Genomic DNA, 21487 nt, shown 5'->3' with positions numbered 1-21487 from the left:
CCCACAGAGCCTTGGGTGATCACAAAACTTGTGAACACCACAAAAACCTGTGGGAGCTGGCTTGCCAGCGATGAGGCCAGGTGATTCACAGAAGATCAGGAATACTGAACCTCGATCTCATCCAACTGATGATCAAAGCTCTTCAACCGCGCAGTCCAGGTATACACCAGCACTTCAAAGTCCCGATCGATTACCGCGCCACTCGGGCCATCGGCGCGCGGGTCGCAGTAATCCAGTTGATAGCGCTCACGGGCCATGGCCGTGGCGACATCGGACAGTTCACGGGCATTGTTCAGCCAATGCCAGCCCTCGTCGTCGAACTGCTTGTCGAGTTCCAGGCATTGCTTCTTCAGCGCTTCGAGGCTTTTTTCCAGCGGCGTGCCGGTGAGTTCGCCCATGACCTCGGCGAAGGTACGCCCGGGTTGCCAGTAGCTGCCCCAGAAATACCGGTCGAACACGGTTTCGACCCGGCGCAGGGCGACTTTGGTGTCCCAAATCAGCACCAGGGTCTTGCCTCGTTCAAGCTGTCGTTTCTTGACTCGCTGAACCTGCACAGACGCCCAGGCCACTACGACGATTGCCATCACCGCGATCAGCGCCACGGCGCTGTCGAGGAAAATCATCGCCTTGTCGATCTGGTGGGCCAGCATGATGCCGTAGAAATAGGTGGCCGAGAGCAGCACCAGCGCTGCCAACGAGCACCAGAAGCCGAGAGCGTAAGGGTTTTTCATTATTGGTTTCCCCTAGACCAGCGCTAGCAATGTGCGCTGAAGGGACGCTTTTGCACATGGCGCCCTTTCAACACTTCAAGCATAGCTACGGCGTCAGGGTTTGCTCGGGCTCGAGGCTTGCGTTCGTCCGCTTTCCCAACCGCCGCCGAGGGCGAGGAACAAATCGATCTGGCTCATGGCGACTTGAGTGTTGGCAGCGGCCAGTTGCGCGGTGACATCCGTGTAGGTGCGGGTCGCTTGCAGGTCGGCGAGGAACGATTCGCGGCCGGCCTGAAAGAAGCGGTGCGTCTGGTCTGCAGCCAGTTTCGCCGATTGCTCGGCATCGGCCAGTGCATCACGGCGCTGCAACAAGGCAGTGTACTGAGCCAGACCCGTCTGGGTTTCGCGAATGGCGTTGAGCACCACGCCGTCGAAATGCGCCAACGCGCCTTGCGTAGACGCTTCGGCCTCGCGAATGCGCGCGCGCGCGCCGTTGGTCGGCACCTTCCAGCTCAGCGACGGGCCGAAGCCCCAACGGTTGGTCGATGGGTCACCCAGGTCGTCGATAAGGCCGACGGTGCCGATCGTCGCGCCGATGCTGATGTCCGGGTACAACTCGCCAGTGGCAACACCGATCCCGGCGGTCGAAGCGGCCAGCCGCCGTTCGGCCTGACGAATATCAGGACGGCGCTTGAGCAACGCGGCGCCATCACCGACCGGCACCAATTGCGCGATTTTCGGTAGCTCTGCGCAGGTCGCTGTGCCCGTCGGCAATTGATCAACGGGTTTGGCGAGCAGCATCGACAGACGAAACAGTCCAGCCTGACGCGCCGCTTCGTAACGCGGCAGGTCAGCGCGCAGAGATTTGAATTGGGTTTGCGAGCGGGTGACCTGGGTTTCGTCGCCACGTCCGGCATCGCGCAAGCGCTGGGTCAGCGTGGTGCTTTGCGCTTGCAGATCGAGAGAGTGCTCTGCGATTTCCCGCTCCTCATTCGCCGCACACACCTGGGTATAGGCGCGAACCACGTCAGCCACTAACGTGATCCGCGCAGTATCAGCTGCTGCCTGGGTGGCATCGGCGTTGGCCTTCGCACCTTCGATGCCGCGCTGCAAGGTGCCCCACAGATCGAATTGATAAGAAGCGCTGATGCCGATATCGCCGACGTTATCGACCGGGACTTTTTCCGGAAGCAGGAATGCCTGACCGGATTCCTGCAAACGCTGCGCGCCCATTTTTACGCCAGCGCTCCAGCCACCCGCCGCTTCGGCCTCATCGACCTGCGCGCGGGCCCGCGACAGGTTCGCCGCCGCCACGCGCAGATCCGTGTTGGAGGCCATGGCCTGCTGCACCAGTTGATCCAGACGTGGGTCCTTATAAAGGCGCCACCAGTCAGCCGGCACCGGCGCCGAGACCACCGGTTTGCCGGCCACCGCCAGCTCGCCCTGAAAATCCTTGCGCTGGACGGCCGCTTCATCGGGCACCTGATAATCCGGTCCGACCATCTGACAGGCCGAGAGCATCACGCCCAACCCGGCGATCATCAGGGCCTTGTTCATTGCTCGGGCTCCTGTTTCCTGTCGTCAATAATCGACACCGTGGCGGTCCGCCCGGCGATCATGCGGAAATCTGCCGGCACCTCATCGAAGGCGATGCGCACCGGAATCCGCTGTGCCAGCCGCACCCAACTGAACGCCGGGTTGACGTTTGGCAGCAGATTGCTGCCGCTGCTGCGGTCGCGGTCTTCGATGCCGGCGACGATGCTTTCGACATGCCCGCGCAGTCGCGCACGGTCGCCAATCACACGGATATCCACCGACTGGCCGACATGAATGCCGTCGAGTTTGGTCTCTTCGAAATAGCCGTCGATGTGGAAGGAGTTGCTGTCGACCAGCGACAACACCGGACGCCCGGCGGTGACGAATTCCTGAGGACGCGGCGCACGGTCGTTGACGTAGCCATCCACCGGACTGCGGATTACCGAGCGATCAAGGTTGAGCTGAGCGCTGTCCACCGTCACCAGCGCTTCGGCCAGCGCCGATTGCGCACGGGCGACACGCGACTGGCTCGCTTCCAGTTGCTCGGCCGGCACCAGATTACCCAATCCACGGTTTCGCTTGGCTTCACGCTGCGCTTGCGCCAGGGTTTCTTCGCGATCCGCGACCGCGGCTTTGGCCTGACGCAGCGCCAGTTTGAAACGATCCTGGTCGATGCTGAACAGCACCTGGCCACGCTTGATCAGCTGGTTGTCCTTCACCTCGACCTGCTGGATCAGCCCGGAAACGTCCGGGGCGATCTGGATGATGTCGGCGCGAATGTGGCCGTCGCGCGTCCACGGCGCGAACATGTAATACATCACCATGCGCCAGACGAGGACAACGGCAAAAGTCACGATCAGCAGGGTCAGTACCACGCGACCGATGGTCAAAAACGGTTTTTTCATGTCATCAGGTATCGACTGAGTGAGTCCACGCCGTACAAAAGCACGGCGTAGAGCGCCACGTTGAACAATGCCCGGTGCCAGACCAGACGGTAAAAGTGCACGCGCGTGAGCACGGCATGCACCAGCAAAAACAGCACATAAGTGATGCCCATCAACACCAGCAGGGTCGGCAGGAAAATGCCGCTGATGTCCAGATCACCGATCATAGGGGCGCTCCATCGGGCAGCGGTTCTTCGGGCTCGGCGCTGGAAACGAATTCAACGCCGGGCAGCAATGCCAGACGCAAACCGCTCAGGGCGTGCAACAGGTGTAGCCGGGTTTCTTCGTCGCCGTGGCCATTAAGCGCACGGCGGGTGCGGTCCAGGGTCATCAACAAAGGGCTCGGCGCCGGCAAGCGTTCGCCAGCCTTGAGGCAAGCGCGGAAATACCCGCCGACTTCGCTAACCACTTGCTGCAATAGTGCCTTCGGTAAGCCGGTCATCCTCGGTGTGTAAGCGATCAGGTCGAGCAGATTCAGGCCCACGCGTACTTCGCGCATGGCAATGCCGGTGTCCTGGCCAGTCAGCGCCAGACGCGGCAGGTGCTGCATCAGCCGATCAAGCAACTGCACGCCCAGCTTGCGGTGTTCAGCGAGACTGGCCGGCTCGGTCATGTCGACAATGTCTTTCCAACTGAAGCGGGTCAGCCGTTTGGCTGCGAACTCGGCACCGAACGGACGCGCCACCAGCGTCCAGATGAACGCGAACAGCAGGCCGATCGGCCCCGCCAGATTGGAGTTCACGAAGGCAAAAAAATCGGCATCGTAAGCACCCTGAATACTGATGAACGACGAGGTGTTAACCAGCGTCAGCAGCATGCCGAGGTAGAAACGCGGCTGTACCGTCAGGGTGCCAACGCAGATAAACGGGACGGCAAACGCCAATACCAGCATCGGAAAATCGTGCAGGTTGGGCAGAATCAAAAACAGGTACAGGCTGGCGAACAGCACCGACATGCCGGTCCAGAAAAAGAACCGGTAAATCTGCGGCGCCGGGTCGTCCATCGAGGCGAAGAAGCTGCACGCGACTGCCGCCAGAATCACCGCGCTGCCGCCATCCGGCCAGCCGAGCAGAATCCACAGCACCGAGGCGACAATGATCGCCAGAATGGTCGACGCCACCGAATAGAGCATCAGCCCACGGTCGATAAACGGCGTCAGCCGGCCGAGGCGCCAGTGGCGATAAACCGCGCGCCAGCTGTCTTGGCGCTCGCAGAGAATTGCGTCTTGCAGACTGCGGCAGTCTTGCCACAAATCGATGAATTCGCCGAGGCGATAAATCGCGTTGGAAAACAGTAACTGCTTGCGGTCCTCAAGTGCTTCGGCGCTTGGCTGCAGGGCTTCGAGCTGATCCTTGAGTGCCTGCCAGCGGTCGAGATCGGCGTCGTTGTGGTCGAGCCATTCACGCGTCGCGGCCAACAGCGGCGCGAATTTTTCCACCAGCTCCGGCGTGCGTCGTTCGAGGGCATAGAGCGAGTCTTCGAGGGCATCAATCACCGGCAACAGGTGGATCATTCGCCCGCGCAGTTCCTTGGTGTTGCGCACGGTTTGCGGCCGCGAGCCTTCGTGCGGCAGCTGGCCGATCATCAATTCGAGGCTATTGAAATTGGCAACCATCGCCATGCGCAGGGCCGTGACTTCTTCGGGCTGCACGTCGCGGCTGAGAAACTTCAGGCTGTAGGTCGACGCGTCGGCGAACCATTTGCCCACGGCATCGTTGAACACCGGCGCAAGGCGACGTGGCCAGAACATCGCACCAACGACAGCGGCGACGGCAATGCCGAGGAAAATCTCTTCGGTACGCGCTTCCGCCACATCCCACACCGCCAACGGGTTATCCACCACCGGCAAGGCAATCAACGGCAGCGTGTAACCGGCCAGCATCAATGCGTAACTGTTGGCGGTGCGTAAATGCAGCGACAGGAACAGCAAAATCCCCGTCCACAAGGCGATGACGACCACCAGTACAAAAGGGCTCTGGACGAACATCGGCACAAAAAACACCGCCGCCGCCGCACCGAGAAATGTACCGATGGCGCGGTACAACGCCTTGGAACTGGTTGGCCCGAGAAATGGGCTGGAAACGATGTAAACCGTGGCCATCGCCCAATAGGGACGCGGCATTTGCATGAGCATGGCGATGTACAGCGCGAGCATCGACGCGGCAAACGTGCGAATCCCGTAGAACCAGTCCCGGGCCGGCGGAATGCCTGAAAAAAAACCGTTCAAGAATTAACCACCACGGGCGGATGGGCCGCCTCAAAAGCTCTGAGTACCCGAAGCGTAGCCTCCAGATCACTCTGGTCGATGCCTTCGAGTACTTCGTGACGCAGACGCACCAATTCGACTTCCACCGCTTGCACCAACTCACGACCGGTGTCGGTCAGGCTCAGGCACTTGGCGCGGCGATCCTGTGTGTCTTCGGTGCGGCAGACATAGCCGGCGTAGCACAACTGATCGAGCAGTCGCACCAGCGACGGACTCTCCATCCCGGCCGCCTGCGCCACTTGCACCTGGCGCACACCCTCGCCCAGCCGCCCGATCATTAATAACGGGACGGCGCAGGCTTCGGAGATTCCATAGTTGACCAGCGTGGTCTGGCAGATCTTCCGCCAATGCCTGGCGGCCACCACCATGGCACTGCTGATGTTCATCTGGAGAGCGTCGAGGGAATTAGGCACGGGAAAATAGACACTGTTAGTTTGCTAACTATCAATATCGCATTGGAGGGGAAATTCAGTCAAGTTTTGAAACAATTGAATGCGCATCGAAGATGATGACGTGGAAACGATCCTCATCATCAAACGGACCGTCAGCATGGATGCAAAGAGCGCCCCTCATCCCTGCCGTCCCTTACGCAACAACACATTCAACTGATCCACCACTTCTGCCCAATCCGCATCATCGAGAATCTCGTCCCGCAAAAACTCCGCCTGGCTTTTGCTCCAGAAAAACGCGTCCGCCAGATGCAGCTCTGGTTTGAGGGGGGAATGGGTGACGATGAATTGGTCGATGCTGACCGGGTCGTTGTCCAGGCCCAGTTGTTTGAATAACGACGGGAGGCTGTGGTTTGGGTTTTCCATTGATGAATTCCTTGGATGACGCGGTGAGTGGAAGAATTTTCGCGTGCAGGCTCGCTCCCACAGGTTGAACTCGATCTCGGTGGGAGCGAGCCGGCTCGCGAAAGCGTCAGCGAGACCGGCACAAAACCTAACGACTCAACTCCCGCACCTGCGCATGGACTAACCCGCGCAGTCTCCAGGCTGCTGGACGAGTGACGGTGGCGACGATGTCATATTCGCAATGCGCCCGAGCCAGGCTGCTTTACACCTTTTTGGCCATTCGCATGATGCAACTCGGAGTTGCGCTGGAGGGTTGTTGGCGTGTCTTTGAGTCTAGTTCGACAGGCTGCAGGCGAGGGGAAATCCGCTCACCGGACACATCCGCACATTGATCAATATTCAGGCAGCGCGAGGCTCAACTAGACTGAAAGAACCACCCCACGATTCTCGCGGAGGGTCACGTGAACAGCCGATGTTGTGCGTTTGTCTGGTTACTCCTGCTGAGTGGGTCGGCCTTCGCCGCCGACACCTCATTGCCGCCGATGAGCCCTGTCGGCTTATGGCTGATCACCTTGGGTATCGTTTTTTTGATTGCCGAAGCCGTGCTGCCCAATTACGGCGTGATTGGCCTGGGCGGGATCATCATGTTCGTCATCGGCGCGCTGATTCTGGGCAATGCCGACTTGCCGGTGCCCATGATGATCGGCTTCGGTCTGCTTAGCGCTCTGCTCTTGCTTGCGCTGATCATCCGCGCCTTGAAAACCCGGCCGCGAAACGCGGTCAGCGGCGACGCCGGCCTGGTCGGCAGCGTGACGGCGGTGACTACCGTGCACGCGCAAAACCCGCGTAACGGCTGGGTGCAACTGCAAGGCGAACATTGGCAGGTGCTCAGCACCACACCACTGCACACAGGGCAGTCGGTACGCGTGGTCGGGCGAAACGGCTTATTGCTGCAAGTCAGTGCGACTGACGCGGCTCAACACGGAGAGTGATCATGGGTCTGCAAATCGGTTTTGTTGCGCTGCTGTTGTTGGTGATCGTCCTGGCCGGATCGACGTTTCGAATCCTGCGTGAATACGAGCGCGGGGTGGTATTCCAGCTCGGGCGTTTCTGGCAGGTCAAAGGCCCAGGGCTGATCCTGCTGATTCCGGTGGTGCAGCAAATGGTTCGGGTCGACCTGCGCACCGTGGTTCTCGATGTGCCGCCGCAGGATGTGATTACCCGCGACAACGTTTCAGTGAAGGTTAACGCGGTGCTGTATTTCCGCGTGCTCGACCCGCAGAAGGCCATCATCCAGGTCGAAGATTTCCTCTCCGCCACCAGCCAACTGGCGCAGACCACGCTGCGCGCCGTGCTCGGTAAACATGAACTGGATCAACTGCTGGCCGAGCGCGAGCAGTTGAACATCGACATCCAGCAAGTGCTCGACGCGCAAACCGATACCTGGGGCATCAAGGTTGCCAATGTCGAGATCAAACACGTCGACCTGAATGAGTCGATGGTGCGCGCCATCGCCAAACAAGCCGAGGCCGAACGTGAACGGCGGGCCAAGGTAATCCACGCCGAAGGCGAACTGCAGGCCTCGGAAAAGCTCATGCAGGCCGCCGAAATGCTCGGCCGCCAGCCTGGTGCGATGCAACTGCGCTACATGCAGACCTTGACCTCGATTGCTGGCGACAAGAGTTCGACGATTGTCTTCCCGCTACCGATTGAGTTGCTCAAGGGCATGGCGGACTTGTCGGGAAAATCCTGACGCCATCCCTGTGGCGAGGGAAGTCATCAGTGCGACATGACGTACTCGCTCCAGGATTGCCTTACTCAACGCTGTACGCAGCGATTCAGTTCGCTGGCAGTTGTGGATAAATAACCGGCCCAGGCCGGTTTTTCGTTTCTGAGGATTTTTTGTGCGCCATGGGTTTTTTGTCGATGGCTAAAGCCTTTTCTACGGATTACTGGTAACAACTTCTGCGGGATACACCGACTCCCACCCCCCACCCAACGCCCGATACAACCCGACCATCGCCAGCGAAACCCCGGTCGAACTTTCCACCCATTGCTCCTGCGTTGCGAGCAACGCCCCTTGCACAGTAAGCACATTGACGAAGTCGGCCACGCCTTCGACGTATTGCTGTTGCGCGGTGCGCAAAGCGATCTGGTTCTGGCGTACGGCCTCGGCGAGACTGTCGCGGCGGCGTTGGCTGGCGTTGTATGCCGTCAGTTGATCGTCAATTTCGTGCCAGGCACGCAGCACGGTCTGCTGATAGCCGATCGCTGCTTCCTGTTGCTGGGCTTCGCGTAACTGCAATACGCCGCGCAGGCGGCCGCCATCGAACAGCGGCAGGCTGAATTGCGGGCCGATGCCGAACGCACGCGAGCCCCACGAGCCGAAATCACTGAGCTGCATCGCTTGCGAACCGAGGTTGCCGGACAGGGTGATGCGCGGATAGAAATCACCCTTGGCCACACCGATGTTGGCGGTGGCGGCGTGCAGTCGGGCTTCGGCTTGACGGATGTCCGGCCGGCGCTCAGCCAGTTGCGACGGCAGGCCGATAGCAACTTCGAGAGGCGACTGTGGCACCGCGGAGTCTGTGGATAATTCTTTATTCAGAGCCTGCGGTGGCTCGCCTATCAAAAGGCTGATCGCGTTGATCAGTTGCGACTGGCGCTGTTCGAGTGCAGGCAAGCTGGACTCGATGGCGGCGACTTGCGCAGCGGCTTCGGCGACGTCCAGATCGGTCGCCACGCCATCATTGAGGCGCAGCTGCGAGAGCTTGAGGCTGTGCCGGGCGACGTCGAGATTCTGTTCGGTGACGGCACGAGTGTTCTGCACGCCGCGCAGCTGGATGTAGTTCTGCGCAGTGTCGGCGAGCACCGCCAAAAGCACGCCGCGACGGTCGTTTTCGGCGACTTCGAGGTTGGCGTCGGCGGCTTCGGTTTCCCGGCGCACGCGGCCCCAGAAATCCAGTTCCCACGAGGCGGAGAAACCGGCGTCCCACAGATTGAAGGCGGAATCGCCGTTGTGCCCGGACGGGTCATTCAGGCCTTCGCCGCTGTTGCGTTTGCGCCCGTAACTGCCGGTGGCGGCGGTATTCGGGTAGCGCTCGGCAGTGATGACCTGACGTGCGGCACGGCTCTGTTGCAGGCGACTGCTGGCCAGTTTCAGGTCGAGGTTGCTGCTGACAGCGCGCTGGGTCAGGGCCGACAGTTGCAAGTCGTTGAAGACTTCCCACCAGCGCTCGTCAAGGGGCTCGCTGACCGCTTGGCTGGGCGCGGATTTGGCTGGTTTTGCCCAGTTGGCGATTTGCGGGGCTTCGGGTTTGTGGAAGTCGGGGCCGACGGTGCAGGCGGTGAGGCCAGCAGCGATTACGACTGTGGATATCAATCGCTGCAAATTGCCTCTTCGCGAGCAGGCTCGCTCCCACAGGTGGAACGCGTTGCACAATGTGGGAGCGAGCCTGCTCGCGAAGGCGTCGGTTCGGTCAACTCGATTCATCGCTGAGTCACCTCACGCACCGGATTCGCCGCCGTACGCGTATCAATACTCGCCTCCACCGACATACCCACCCGCAGGCGCTCGGCCAATGGCTGGCCCGGCTCGAGCATGATCTTCACCGGAATCCGCTGCACAACCTTGGTGAAGTTACCCGTGGCGTTGTCCGGTTTCACCGCCGCAAACGTCACGCCGGTGGCCGGAGCAATGCTTTCGACGCGACCGGTCAGCGCTTCGCCACCCAGACTATCAACGCGCACCCGTACTTCCTGCCCAGGCTGCACATCGGTCAGTTGTGTCTCCTGAAAATTGGCGACCACATAAGCCTGCTTCAACGGCACCACTGCCAGCAGTTTGCTGCCCGGCGTGACATAAGCGCCGACACGCACGGCACGTTCGCCGACCATGCCATCCTGCGGCGCGGTAATGCGTGTGTAGGACAGTTCGAAACTGGCGATTTCCAGTGCCGCTTGTGCGTGTTTCAAACTGCCTTCGGCGGCATCACGCTGGGCGGCGAGGATGTCGACCTGCTTGCGCTCCGCCGCCAGTTTCGCGCTGGCCGTGTCAAGGCGCGCACTGGCTTGATCGATGCGGGTGCGGGCCTGTTGCGCGTTCTGCACGGTACCGGCGCCGACACCGGCGAGGTGGTTGTAGCGATTCAATTCCTGCCGGGCGAAGGCCATTTCAGCCTTGGCCGACACCACCGAAGCTTGCGCCTGAGCGATCACCGAAGTCTGACGCTCCAGCGTCGCCTTGGCATTCTGCAACTGCGCCCGGGCGACCAGGGTTTGCGCATCCGCCGCCTCGGCAGAAGCGCGCAAATCGCGATCATCGATCAACGCCAGCAACTGCCCCGCCGTCACTTGCTGGTTGTCTTCCACCAGCACTTCCTTGATGAACCCGGCCACGCGCGGCACCACCAGGGTGTAGTCGGCGGAAACAAACGCATCGTTAGTGTTCTGCTGAGTGCGTTTGCCGAACAGGCCGGGCATCGCCAGATACACCAGCACGCCAACAGCCAACGCGGCCGCCAGGGCCACCGCGAGTTTTTGCTTTGCTTGAGTCATCATGGAAACCTTCATTTTCAGTACAGCAATCAGGTCGGCGCGCGCGGTGGAAAGATCCGCGTCGGCAGCCAGAAAATCAGCAGGATCAGCGTCACTGCGACGCCCGCCATGCACACATAGAGATCGGAAGACGTCAGCACCACCGCTTGTTCGTGGAGGCGATGGGCGAGGCCCGGGTCGCTGCGGTCGGCCAGAGGCGAATTGCCGAGGCTGTCGACCAGCATGGTCGAGTGAAAATGCAGACGCGATGTGGTCAGCGCTTCGATCACTCCTGTGGCGACTACCGCCGCCAGGCCCTTCACGGTGTTGAACCACGCTGAAGCAAACGGCCCGTCCATGGGCTGGATGCTGCCGGTCGATAGCATCAGCAGCGGCAGTACCGACATCGGCTGGCCAAAAATCTGCAGCCATTGCAGGACATAGAAATTGTCGCGAATCCACTCCGAAGTCAGCAGCGACCCGCCCAGACAGGACAGCGTCAGCATGCTCAAACCAATGCCCAGCACCCAACGGCAGTCGACCCAGCGCAGGTTGCACAGGGCCGCCACCAGCGGCAGCGCGATCAACTGCGGTAGCGCCGCGATCAGCATGATCGGCGCGGTCTGCACCGGCCGATAACCCTGCACTTGCGCCAGATAGCTCGACGGAATCAACACCACTGCTTGCAGCACGATCAACACGCCAGCCAGGGTCATCAGCGCGAACGCCAGGTTGCGGATACCGAGCATCTGCAACTTGAAAAACGGAATCGGCTGCGACCACTCGTTGATCAGAAACGCCACCAGCAGCAGCGATCCCGAGATCAGCAAGGCGCTGATCAGGTTCGACTCGAACCAGTCCAGCCGATTGCCCTGCAACAGACCGATCACCAACATGCAGATCGCCGGAAAGCCCAGCAGCAGGCCCTTCCAGTTAAACGCCTTGAGACGTTCAAGGCGCAGTGGATCCTGCGGGATGCCGTAAGCCACCATCACCATGGCAATCAGGCACGGCACGATGATTTGCCAGAACGTCCATTGCCAGCCGACGTACTCGGTCCATAACCCGGCCAGCGGTGTACCCAGGCCCGGACCAAAAGTGGCGGTCAGCGCATAACCGGCCAGGCCGTAGAGTTTGAAATTGGCCGGCAGGAAGCGCAGCGCAACAGTCATCAGCATCGGCGGCAACGCGCCGCCCGCCAACCCTTGCAAGGTGCGCATCAGCAGCAGGCTCTCGTAATTCGGGGCGAACGGACAGAGCAACCCGAGCAAGGTGAACAGGCTGATCGCGCAGAGGGTGAAGCGACGCAACGAAAAGGTCACCGAGCACCACGGCGCGAAGGCCATGGCCGCGACCGAGGTAGCGGTGTAACTGGCAACCAGCCAGGTACCTTCGTCGTAACCGATATTCAACGCGCCGCGAATGTCGGCCAGGGCGACCTTGGTCACCATCTCGTTGAGGCCCGACACCAGCACCGCCAGCAGCACGCCGACCAGCCCGATGATGATCCGCGCCCCGAACACCGGGGGCGTGACCGCCGTCGCCGGGCTGGCCGCAGCAAGAGGCGCCGGGACCGTCAGGGATGTCATGAATGCAAACTCCGGAGGGAAAAATACCGGAGCATCTTAGTCGGGCTTAGTGCTGACGAAAATTGACTTGTTGGCGGGTTATAAGTGCGTCTGACGCAACTATGCAAGATCAAAAAATCGCAGCCTTCGGCAGCTCCTACAGGGGAATGCATTTCAATGTAGGAGCTGCCGAAGGCTGCGATCTTTTGCTCTTCAAGGTTGGGCAGCGAGCCAGGTTTCGTCGCAGCAACTCTTGAGGGTTTCGCGCAGCCAGCGGTGTGCCGGATCCTTGTCGAAACGCGGGTGCCACGCCTGAGTCAGCATCAGTGTCGGCAGCGGGATCGGCAGGTCGAACGAACGCAGCTTCAACCCCAGCCGCCGCACACTCAGCAACGCTTCCTTGGGCACCGGCAGGATCAGGTCAGAGTCCGGCAAAGCGAACATCGCCGCATGGAAACTCGGCGCGATCACCGCCACTCGCCGCTCCAGGCCCATTGCATTCAGCGCCGTGTCGATAGGCCCGCGGGCAATGCCACGGCGCGACATGCTGATGTGGGAGAACCCGGCGTAGCGCTCGGCGGTGACCTCGCCATCAAGCAAGGGATGATCCTCACGCACCAGACCGACAAAATGGGTGGAGAACAGGTTCTGCACCTTCACCTCAGGCGTCACCGGCCGAGTGTTGCTGACGCTCAGGTCGATGCGCCCCTCGCGCAGCGCTTCATCGTCGCCATCGCCCTCCGGGACGAAGCGCAGTTCGCAGTGCGGCGCGACTTGGTCGAGGGTGTCGAAGAGCTTGCCGCCGTAAACGCCGACAAAGAAGTCGTTGGCGCGGATGCTGAAGCGCCGGCGCAAGGTGCTCAGTTCCACTTCGTCAGCCGAACGGAACAACAGCGCGGCCTGCTCGACTACATCGCGCACCTGTTCGCGCAATTCCAACGCTTTCGGGGTTGGCACCAGCCCCCGACCGGCGCGCACCAGAATCGGGTCGCCGATGGCTTCACGGATCCGCGTCAAGGTCCGGCTCATCGCCGCCGGGCTGAGGTTCATCCGCCGCGCGGCGCCGACCACACTGCCCTCGTCGAGCAAGGCGTCGAGGGCGACCAGAAGGTTCATGTCCGGGAGTTGCATGCTGAGCACTCTTGGCTGATCTGGATTGATCTGTGCGCAATGCTAGCAAACATCCCTAAGTTAGTTGGCGCCTGTCTGGACTGAATGGTGAGTGACGATTTGTGTCACTTATTGGCGAAATGGGGTGATTTCAATGACGCCATCGCTGGCAAGCCAGCTCCCACAGGTCCCGATGTTGAACACATAATCGTGTTCCAACCGAGAACCTTGTGGGAGCTGGCTTGCCAGCGATGAGGCCATTAAGGCCAATGGAGATCTAGCGCTCGTGCAACGCCTCGGCCCGCGCGCGAATGATCGGCTTGAGCAGATAACTCAACACCGACTTCTTGCCGGTGATGATGTCCACCGACGCGACCATCCCCGGAATGATCAGCAAAGGCTTCTCATCGGTGCCCAGGTGGCTGCGCTCGGTGCGCACCTTGATGATGTAGTAAGTGGTTTTCTTGTCTTCGTCGGTGATGGTGTCGGCGCCGATCTGCTCCAGCTGAGCCTTCAGCCCGCCGTAAATGGTGTAGTCGTAGGCGGTGAATTTCACGATCGCCTCCTGCCCCGGGTGCAGGAATGCGATGTCCTGCGGGCGGATCTTGGCCTCGACCAGCAAAGTGTCGTCCAGCGGTACGATTTCCACCATGTCGCTGCCCGGCTGAATCACGCCACCGATGGTGTTGACCAGCAATTTGTTGACGATGCCGCGCACCGGCGATGTCACCAGCGTACGGCTGACGCGGTCTTCCAGTGCCTTGCCGGTGGCCTGCGCCTTGTTCAGATCAGTGCGCGCTTCGTTCAACTGAGTGAGCGCTTCGCTGCGGAATTTGCCGCGCGTCTCATCAACCTTGCGCTGCACTTCCTTGATCGCCGACTCGGCGCGTGGAATCGCCAACGTGGTGGCGTCGAGCTGACCACGGGTTTCCACTTCGGCACGCTTGAGGCGCAGCACTTCAACCGGGGACACCGCGCCCTGCGCCACCAGCGGCTCGGACATGTTGATTTCCTGACGCTGCAAATTCAGCTGCTGGCGATACTGCGCCTGCTTGGAGCTGAACTCGCGCAGCTCTTGTTGACGCTGGATCAACTGCTCCTGCAAGCCGCCTATCTCGTCGTGCAGTTGCTGACGACGGCTGATATACAACGATTCTTCACTTTTCGCCTGACCGGGAACGGCTTTGACCACGTCCTCCGGGAAATTCAGCGGGCGGTCATCGACCTCGGCGCTCAGGCGCTCGACGCGCAGTAGCATCGACTGCCGATCAGCCTCGGTTTCGCCGACGTTAGAGGCAAATCGCGTGTCATCAAGGCGAATAAGCGGTGCACCGGCTTCGACGATCTGGCCTTCCTTGACGAACAGTTCGGAAACGATCCCGCCCTCGAGGTTCTGGATCTTCTGGATCTTCGACGATGGAATCGCCTTGCCGTCGCCCTTGGTCACTTCGTCGATCACGGCAAAGTTGGCCCAGAGCATGAGGAACACGAAAAAGCCGATAATCGCCCAGATGGTCAGGCGCACGACGCGCGGGGCGTCCTCGATCAGCGCCTTGTTGACCTCGGGCAGCGGCTGGCCCTGCAGCGATGCAGTGCCTTTGAAGTAGCGACGGATCGAATCCTTGAAACCCGACTTAAGCAACACTGATCTGCCCCTTCTTCAACGCTTCCATCACCGCAGCTTTCGGGCCGTCGGCGAGAATCTGCCCGCGATCGATCACCAACAGACGATCCACCAGCGACAACAGGGAAGCCCGGTGCGTGACGAGCACCACGGTCTTGTTTTCAATCACCGCTGCGAGGCGTTGCTTGAGGCGTTCTTCGCCGGTGTTGTCCATCGCGCTGGTCGGCTCGTCCATCAGCAGGATCGGCGGATTGAGCAACAGCGCCCGGGCCAGCGCGACGTTCTGGCGCTGACCGCCGGACAGGTTTTGCCCGCGCTCGCCCACTTGCAGTTCGTAGCCTTGCGGGTGCAGGCGGGCGAACTCGTGGACACCGGCCAGTTCGGCGGCTTGCAGCACGAGCTCGTCTTCGACATAACGCGCGCCGGAAACCAGGTTGTCACGCAGGGTGCCGGCCAGTAGCTGGATGTCCTGCGGCACGTAGCCGATGTTGTAGCGCAACTCGCTGACGTCGATCTGGCGGATATCCACGCCGTCCACCAGCAACGCGCCGTCGTCCGGTTGATAGAGGCCAACCAGCAGTTTGGCGAGCGAACTCTTACCCGAGCCGCTGCGGCCGATGATGCCGATTTTCTCGCCGGGACGGATCACCAGGTTGATGTTCTTCAACGCCGGGTTCTGTTGTTCGGGGTAGGTGAAGTTGAGCTGACGGCACTCGATGGCGCCTTGCAGGACCTTGCGGCTCAGCGGGCGCTCTTCGAAATTGCGCTCCTGCGGCAGCTCCATCATCTGGTCCACCGATGTCATCGTCACCCGCGCCTGCTGGTAGCGGGTCAGCAAACCCGACAGCGACGCCAGCGGGCTGAGTGCGCGACCGCTGAGCATGTAGCAGGCGATCAAACCGCCCATGCTCAGGTTGCCGGCGATGATCTGGTATACGCCGAAGACGATCATGATCACCCCGGCCAGTTGCTGAATCAGCAGGGTGATGTTCATCGCCAGACCGGACAGCATTTTCACCCGCAGTTCGAGACGGCTGAGGGTGCCGATGGTCTGTTCCCACTGGTATTGGCGTTCGCTTTCGGCGTTGTTGACCTTGACCGCGTCGAGGCCGGCGAGGGTTTCGATCAGGCTCGACTGACGCTCTGCACCGAGGGCCATGGTGCGTTCCATGGTTGCCACCAGCGGCTTTTGCAGCGCGTAACCAATCAGCAGGGCTATCGGGAATGCCAGCACCGGAATCCACACCAGATGCCCGCCGAGAATGGCGATGACGATGAAGATCAGGATGGTGAACGGCAGGTCGATCAGGCTGGTCAGGGTCAGCGAGGCGAGGAAATCGCGCAGGCTCTGAAACTCATGGATGTTCTGCGCGAAGCTGCCGACCCGCGCCGGGCGATACTTCATCGACATGCCAACGATGCGTTCGAACAGCGTGGCGGAGATGATCAGGTCGGTTTTCTTCCCGGCCAGATCCAGACACAGGCTGCGCAGGCTCTTGAGGACCAGATCGAACATGTACGCGCCGGTGATGCCCAGCGCGAGCACCCACAGGGTCGCTTCGGCCTGGTTCGGCACGACGCGGTCATAGACGTTCATCACGAACAGCGGCGCGGCCATGGCGATGATGTTGATCAGGAAACTGGCGGCGATGGCGTCGGCGTACAGCCAGCGCGAACGCTTGAGGGTGTCGCGAAACCACGAGCGCGCGCGCGGGATCAGCGTGCCGTGGTTAACATCGAATTTGTGCTGCGGTTGAGCGAAGAAGACCTTGCCGGTGTAGTCGTCGGCCAGCAGTTCGCGACTGACCACGGATTCGCCGCCGTCGCTTTCGCTGAGCAGCACCCGCGCTTCATTGTCACCTTGCCAGCCGAGCAGGACGGCACTGCGTCCATCCTTGAGCAGCAACAACGCGGGCATGGCAATCGCTGGAATCTCTTCCAGCTTGCGCTGCAAAACCCGCCCTTGCAGACCGGCGCGAGCCGCCGCGCGGGGCAGCAACTCGACACTCAGACGTTGTTTGGGCAGAGGCAGGCCGGTCGTCAGCATCGCCGCGCTGGCGGGCTTCTGGTGCAGCATGCAAAGGGCGAGCAGACCGTCCAGCAACGGATCGTCGTGCAACGCGCGTGGATCATGACTGAGATGAACTCGACTGACTTCTGATTCCACGCTCGACACTCTTTAACAGTTGAAAGGGATAACTCAATTCATCCCAGGCAGCTGAACCTTGGGCTTCACGTCGTTCTGCACAACGGATGCCAACGGCGCGACCACTCCCTGGCTTCTGAGCAACTCGCCCATGGTCGCCTTGATTCGATACTGAGTAAATAACTGAATGTTTTTGATTTCAGCCAGACGCCGCGAAGCGGTGAACAACTCGTTTTCGCTGTCGAGCAAATCGAGCAGGGTACGCTCGCCAAGGCTGAACTGACGCTGATAAGCCGTGCGCACCGAGGTGCTGTGATCGACGTACTGCTGCGCAATCGGCACCTGAGCGTTGGCGTTGTTCAGGGCATTCCAGGCCAAGCCAAGTTCTTCGTTCAGCTGACGCAGGGCGTTGTTGCGGATATCCAGCGCCTGGTTCGACAGGTACGACTTGGACTCCAGATCGGCCTTGTTGCTGCCGCCCGAATAGAGGTTGAAGCGCATGCGCAACATGGCCTGCCATTCGTTGCTGTGGCCGTTCTGACCATCCAGATCATTGTCGGCGGTGCGGCCCAGTTCGGCGTCGAAGCGTGGGTAGAAGGTCGACTTCGCGGTTTCGTACTGCTTCTCGGCAGCGGCGATATCAGACTCGGCCGACCGCAGGATCGGGCTGTTCTCCAGCATCTGCTGACGCGCTTCATTGAGGTTGGCCGGCATCATCGCCATGAACGGCGCCGGACGCTCCAGTTGATCCGGCATCTGGCCAACGGCGCTGAGGAAATTGGTTTCCGAGTCAGCGAGGTTGGTCTGCTCGGTAATCAGGTTATTGCGCGCTTGGGCCATCCGCGCTTCGGCCTGATCAAGGTCCGCGCCGCTGCCGACGCCACGCTGGGTGCGCAACTGGATCTGGTCGTAGATGCGCTGATGGCTCTTGAGGTTGTCCTCGGCCAGACGCACGAATTCACGACGGGTCAGTACATCCAGATAAACCTGGGCAACTGTCAGCCCGGTGCGCTCGGAAGTACCCAGCAAAGAGTAGGCACGGGAATTAACGGTGGCTTGTTGACGCCCAACCTCGCTGGAAGTCGCAAAACCGTCAAAAACCATTTGCGACAGACGTAAACTTGACTCGCTACGGTTCAGGGTTTCCCAGTGATTGCCACCGCTGTTGGCGCGAGTGGTCACGCTGTCAGTGCCTTCACGGCCATAACCGCCCAGCAGATCGACCTTGGGCAGGTATCCACCTTTGGCTGCTCTTAATTGATAATCCGCGGCTAAACGACTGTTGACCCCCGCCTGGATTTCCGGATGGACATCCAGTGCCTGCTGCATGGCTTCTGGTAAGGATTGTGCTTGTACGAAAGAGGCGGCGAGAGCGAAGGGTACAGCCATGAAGAGAGGCAAACGCATGGTAAAAATTTCCCAGAACTTCTTGTCTTGAATCACAGCTAAACGTGCTGCTGTGTCGGATGATTGGCGACTGAATTGACCGTATGTCGGAAAGTTCAAAACAGGAACTGGTTCACATGCAAAAGGACAGGTCGCCGCGGAATATCAATGTGACATTAGTGGGACGATTGTTTAGGATGGCACCCAGAAGGTCAATAGTTTGGCATAAAGTTAATATCGAAAGATTATAGCCAAATTATTGACGATTAGAAGCGTCAAAACTTTTTTCGCACATTTTTAAAGTACGTCCAGACTGAATTGGCATCCATGCCTTCAGGTTCATGGAAGTCAACTGAACGTGACACCCGGAGAGTCTTCAATGAGCAGTGTTGTTGCCATCGTCAAAAGCATTGTTGGTCAGGTATTCGTGGTGTCCCCAGAGGGCGTACGCCGCGTGCTCGTTGAGGGCGACCGACTGTTTGTCGGCGATCAGATCGACACCGGTCTTTCCGGCGCTGTAACGCTTGAATTGGCTGATGGCCGCACCCTGGATCTGGGTCGTGAAACCCAATGGAGCGCCAGCGCGCCCGACTCCAGTACTGACCTGTCCGAAGCCACCGCGCAGGCTGCGCCGTCTGTAGAAGAACTGCAGCAGGCCATCGCCGCCGGTGTCGACCCGACTACCGCACTCGAAGCCACCGCTGCCGGCCCAAGCGCCGCAGGTACGGGTGGTGCAGCCGGCGGCGGTCATAGTTTCGTGATGCTCGACGCCACGGCAGGTCGCGTTGATCCGACTATTGGTTTCCCGACGGCGGGCATCAATTCGGCCGGTCAGGCTGCACAGAACATCACCGGAGGCCAGAACACCGACACCACGACGAATGCCCTGCGTGATTCGACCCTGAGCCTCAGCGCAACGCCGACCATCACCGAAGCCGGCGGCGTGCTGGTGTACACCGCGACCCTGACCCAGGCGCCGCTCACCGACCTGACCATCACTCTGTCCAACGGCTCGGTGATTGTAATTCCGGCCGGCTCGACCACCGGTACCGTCAACGTACCGCTGGCACCGAACGACTCGGTTTATAACGACCCGACCCAGATCGACGTGACCGTCACCGGCACCACCGGCGGCAACGGCATCACCGTGACGCCGCCGACCACACCGGCCACGACTCAGGTTACCGACACCATCGACACCACCACCGTCACACTGACGACGGCGCCGAACGTCACCGAAGGCGGCCAGATCACCTACACCGCGACCCTGACCAACCCGGCGCAAACGCCGGTCACCGTCACCCTGTCGAACGGCTCGACTATCACCATCGGCGCAGGCCAGACCACCGGCACCGTCAACGTGCCGACCGCGGCCAACGACTTTTACAACAATGGCAGCACCGTCAGCACCACCATCACTGGCGCTACCGGTGGCAACTTCGAAAACCTGGTGCCGAACCCGACGCCAGCAGTGACCACCATCACCGACTCGGTCGACAACACCGGCCTGACCCTGACAGCGACCGGCAGCGTCGTCGAAGGTGGCCAGATCACCTACACCGCGACCCTGACCAACCCGGCACAAACGCCGGTTACCGTCACCCTGTCGAACGGCTCGACCATCACCATTGACGCGGGCCAGACCACCGGCACCGTCAACGTGCCGACCCCGGCCAACGACGTTTACAACAATGGCAGCACTGTCAGCACCACTATCACTGGCGCTACCGGTGGCAACTTCGAAAACCTGGTGCCGAACCCGACGCCAGCAGTGACCACCATCACCGACTCGGTCGACAACACCGGCCTCACCCTGACCGCGACCGGCAGCGTCGTCGAGGGTGGCCAGATCACCTACACCGCGACCCTGACCAACCCGGCACAAACGCCGGTTACCGTCACCCTGTCGAACGGCTCGACTATCACCATTGACGCGGGCCAGACCACCGGCACCGTCAACGTGCCGACCCCGGCCAACGACGTTTACAACAATGGCAGCACCGTCAGCACCACCATTACCGGCGCTACCGGTGGCAACTTCGAAAACCTGGTGCCGAACCCGACGCCAGCAGTGACCACCATCACTGACTCAGTCGACAACACCGGCCTGACCCTGACCGCGACCGGCAGCGTCACCGAAGGTGGCCAGATCACCTACACCGCGACCCTGACCAACCCGGCGCAAACGCCGGTCACCGTCACCTTGTCGAACGGCTCGACCATCACCATTGACGCGGGCCAGACCACCGGCACCGTCAACGTGCCGACCCCGGCCAACGACGTTTACAACAATGGCAGCACTGTCAGCACCACCATCACTGGCGCTACCGGCGGCAACTTCGAAAACCTGGTGCCGAACCCGACGCCAGCAGTGACCACCATCACCGACTCGGTCGACAACACCGGCCTGACCCTGACCGCGACCGGCAGCGTCGTCGAAGGTGGCCAGATCACCTACATCGCGACCCTGACCAACCCGGCGCAAACGCCGGTCACCGTCACCCTGTCGAACGGCTCGACTATCACCATCGGCGCAGGCCAGACCACCGGCACCGTCAACGTGCCGACTGCGGCCAATGACGTCTACAACAATGGCAGCACTGTCAGCACCACCATCACTGGCGCTACCGGCGGCAACTTCGAAAACCTGGTGCCGAACCCGACACCAGCAGTGACCACCATCACTGACTCGGTCGACAACACCGGCCTGACTCTGACCGCGACCGGCAGCGTCACCGAAGGTGGCCAGATCACCTACACCGCGACCCTGACCAACGCTGCGGGCTCGCCAGTCACCGTGACTCTGTCGAACGGTGCCGTGATCACCATTGAGGCCGGCAAAACGTCCGGCACCGTGACCGTTCCAG

17 protein-coding genes are annotated in these 21487 nt (G+C 60.7%); 3 read left to right on the top strand and 14 right to left on the bottom strand.

Annotated elements, in window-relative coordinates; genetic code table 11:
* Positions 1–95: 95 nt before the first annotated feature.
* The 7 genes from H8B20_RS16905 to H8B20_RS16875 form a co-directional block, all read right to left on the bottom strand.
* Positions 96–731 carry a hypothetical protein gene (locus H8B20_RS16905; protein WP_047299246.1) on the bottom strand — a complete coding sequence of 212 codons (636 nt, stop codon included), beginning with the start codon at positions 729–731 and terminating at the stop codon, positions 96–98.
* A gap of 93 nt (positions 732–824) precedes the next feature.
* A complete protein-coding gene (locus H8B20_RS16900) occupies positions 825–2267 on the bottom strand; it encodes an efflux transporter outer membrane subunit (protein ID WP_042557044.1) in 1443 nt (480 codons plus the stop codon).
* On the bottom strand, positions 2264–3151 hold the full coding sequence (locus H8B20_RS16895) for an efflux RND transporter periplasmic adaptor subunit (RefSeq protein ID WP_047299245.1): 888 nt from the start codon (positions 3149–3151) through the stop codon (positions 2264–2266). The genes H8B20_RS16900 and H8B20_RS16895 overlap by 4 nt, the downstream gene beginning before the upstream one ends.
* A complete protein-coding gene (locus H8B20_RS16890) occupies positions 3148–3357 on the bottom strand; it encodes a DUF1656 domain-containing protein (RefSeq protein WP_007917703.1) in 210 nt (69 codons plus the stop codon). The genes H8B20_RS16895 and H8B20_RS16890 overlap by 4 nt, the downstream gene beginning before the upstream one ends.
* The gene (locus H8B20_RS16885) at positions 3354–5417 is read right to left on the bottom strand and encodes an FUSC family protein (protein WP_210623945.1); all 2064 of its coding nucleotides are present in this window, start codon (positions 5415–5417) and stop codon (positions 3354–3356) included. Before H8B20_RS16885 ends, H8B20_RS16890 begins: the two co-directional genes overlap by 4 nt.
* Positions 5414–5842 carry a MarR family winged helix-turn-helix transcriptional regulator gene (locus H8B20_RS16880; RefSeq protein WP_210623944.1) on the bottom strand — a complete coding sequence of 143 codons (429 nt, stop codon included), beginning with the start codon at positions 5840–5842 and terminating at the stop codon, positions 5414–5416. Before H8B20_RS16880 ends, H8B20_RS16885 begins: the two co-directional genes overlap by 4 nt.
* 183 nt (positions 5843–6025) lie before the next feature.
* Positions 6026–6271 carry a DUF2789 domain-containing protein gene (locus H8B20_RS16875; RefSeq protein WP_210623943.1) on the bottom strand — a complete coding sequence of 82 codons (246 nt, stop codon included), beginning with the start codon at positions 6269–6271 and terminating at the stop codon, positions 6026–6028.
* Between the two features lie 440 nt (positions 6272–6711).
* Here H8B20_RS16875 and H8B20_RS16870 point away from each other — a divergent pair, with 440 nt between their 5' ends.
* Together H8B20_RS16870 and H8B20_RS16865 are read left to right on the top strand one after the other, a co-directional pair.
* Positions 6712–7242 (top strand): NfeD family protein, encoded by a 531-nt coding sequence (locus tag H8B20_RS16870; protein ID WP_210623942.1) that lies wholly within the window; start codon positions 6712–6714, stop codon positions 7240–7242.
* Between the two features lie 2 nt (positions 7243–7244).
* Complete coding sequence (locus tag H8B20_RS16865; protein WP_042557037.1) at positions 7245–8003, top strand: slipin family protein; 759 nt, start codon at positions 7245–7247, stop codon at positions 8001–8003.
* A 189-nt stretch (positions 8004–8192) separates the two neighbouring features.
* Here the strand turns inward: H8B20_RS16865 and H8B20_RS16860 are convergent, their stop codons facing one another.
* From H8B20_RS16860 to H8B20_RS16830, 7 genes are all read right to left on the bottom strand, one after another.
* Complete coding sequence (locus H8B20_RS16860; RefSeq protein ID WP_210623941.1) at positions 8193–9743, bottom strand: efflux transporter outer membrane subunit; 1551 nt, start codon at positions 9741–9743, stop codon at positions 8193–8195.
* Positions 9740–10810 carry an HlyD family secretion protein gene (locus H8B20_RS16855; RefSeq protein WP_210623940.1) on the bottom strand — a complete coding sequence of 357 codons (1071 nt, stop codon included), beginning with the start codon at positions 10808–10810 and terminating at the stop codon, positions 9740–9742. The genes H8B20_RS16860 and H8B20_RS16855 overlap by 4 nt, the downstream gene beginning before the upstream one ends.
* A 26-nt stretch (positions 10811–10836) precedes the next feature.
* The gene (locus H8B20_RS16850) at positions 10837–12375 is read right to left on the bottom strand and encodes an MFS transporter (RefSeq protein ID WP_210623939.1); all 1539 of its coding nucleotides are present in this window, start codon (positions 12373–12375) and stop codon (positions 10837–10839) included.
* Between the two features lie 192 nt (positions 12376–12567).
* The gene (locus H8B20_RS16845; RefSeq protein ID WP_210623938.1) at positions 12568–13485 is read right to left on the bottom strand and encodes a LysR family transcriptional regulator; all 918 of its coding nucleotides are present in this window, start codon (positions 13483–13485) and stop codon (positions 12568–12570) included.
* A 256-nt stretch (positions 13486–13741) separates the two neighbouring features.
* Positions 13742–15109: an HlyD family type I secretion periplasmic adaptor subunit gene (locus H8B20_RS16840; protein WP_042557032.1), complete on the bottom strand. Its 1368-nt coding sequence runs from the start codon at positions 15107–15109 to the stop codon at positions 13742–13744.
* Complete coding sequence (locus tag H8B20_RS16835) at positions 15099–17255, bottom strand: type I secretion system permease/ATPase (RefSeq protein ID WP_210623937.1); 2157 nt, start codon at positions 17253–17255, stop codon at positions 15099–15101. Before H8B20_RS16835 ends, H8B20_RS16840 begins: the two co-directional genes overlap by 11 nt.
* 33 nt (positions 17256–17288) lie before the next feature.
* Entirely contained in the window at positions 17289–18641 is a 1353-nt protein-coding gene (locus H8B20_RS16830) for a TolC family outer membrane protein (RefSeq protein WP_042561934.1), read from the bottom strand.
* A gap of 358 nt (positions 18642–18999) precedes the next feature.
* Here H8B20_RS16830 and H8B20_RS16825 point away from each other — a divergent pair.
* Positions 19000–21487, top strand: a 2488-nt coding sequence (locus H8B20_RS16825; protein WP_210623936.1) for a retention module-containing protein, incomplete at its 3' end; no start/stop codon positions are given.

Source organism: Pseudomonas sp. P42 (assembly GCF_017973755.1).
In the GTDB taxonomy this organism is placed as follows: domain Bacteria; phylum Pseudomonadota; class Gammaproteobacteria; order Pseudomonadales; family Pseudomonadaceae; genus Aquipseudomonas; species Aquipseudomonas iridis.
Note: the sequence above shows the minus strand (reverse complement) of the source record. Positions and strands in the feature narration are given on the sequence as shown.

Bases quoted from the DNA above. Each gene is read 5' to 3' on its own strand.
- H8B20_RS16905 (WP_047299246.1), bottom strand. From the start codon at position 731: ATGAAAAACCCTTACGCTCTCGGCTTCTGGTGCTCGTTGGCAGCGCTG.
- H8B20_RS16865 (WP_042557037.1), top strand. From the start codon at position 7,245: ATGGGTCTGCAAATCGGTTTTGTTGCGCTGCTGTTGTTGGTGATCGTC.
- H8B20_RS16895 (WP_047299245.1), bottom strand. From the start codon at position 3,151: ATGAAAAAACCGTTTTTGACCATCGGTCGCGTGGTACTGACCCTGCTG.
- H8B20_RS16850 (WP_210623939.1), bottom strand. From the start codon at position 12,375: ATGACATCCCTGACGGTCCCGGCGCCTCTTGCTGCGGCCAGCCCGGCG.
- H8B20_RS16860 (WP_210623941.1), bottom strand. From the start codon at position 9,743: ATGAATCGAGTTGACCGAACCGACGCCTTCGCGAGCAGGCTCGCTCCC.
- H8B20_RS16855 (WP_210623940.1), bottom strand. From the start codon at position 10,810: ATGATGACTCAAGCAAAGCAAAAACTCGCGGTGGCCCTGGCGGCCGCG.
- H8B20_RS16880 (WP_210623944.1), bottom strand. From the start codon at position 5,842: ATGAACATCAGCAGTGCCATGGTGGTGGCCGCCAGGCATTGGCGGAAG.
- H8B20_RS16830 (WP_042561934.1), bottom strand. From the start codon at position 18,641: ATGCGTTTGCCTCTCTTCATGGCTGTACCCTTCGCTCTCGCCGCCTCT.
- H8B20_RS16875 (WP_210623943.1), bottom strand. From the start codon at position 6,271: ATGGAAAACCCAAACCACAGCCTCCCGTCGTTATTCAAACAACTGGGC.
- H8B20_RS16890 (WP_007917703.1), bottom strand. From the start codon at position 3,357: ATGATCGGTGATCTGGACATCAGCGGCATTTTCCTGCCGACCCTGCTG.
- H8B20_RS16900 (WP_042557044.1), bottom strand. From the start codon at position 2,267: ATGAACAAGGCCCTGATGATCGCCGGGTTGGGCGTGATGCTCTCGGCC.
- H8B20_RS16845 (WP_210623938.1), bottom strand. From the start codon at position 13,485: ATGCAACTCCCGGACATGAACCTTCTGGTCGCCCTCGACGCCTTGCTC.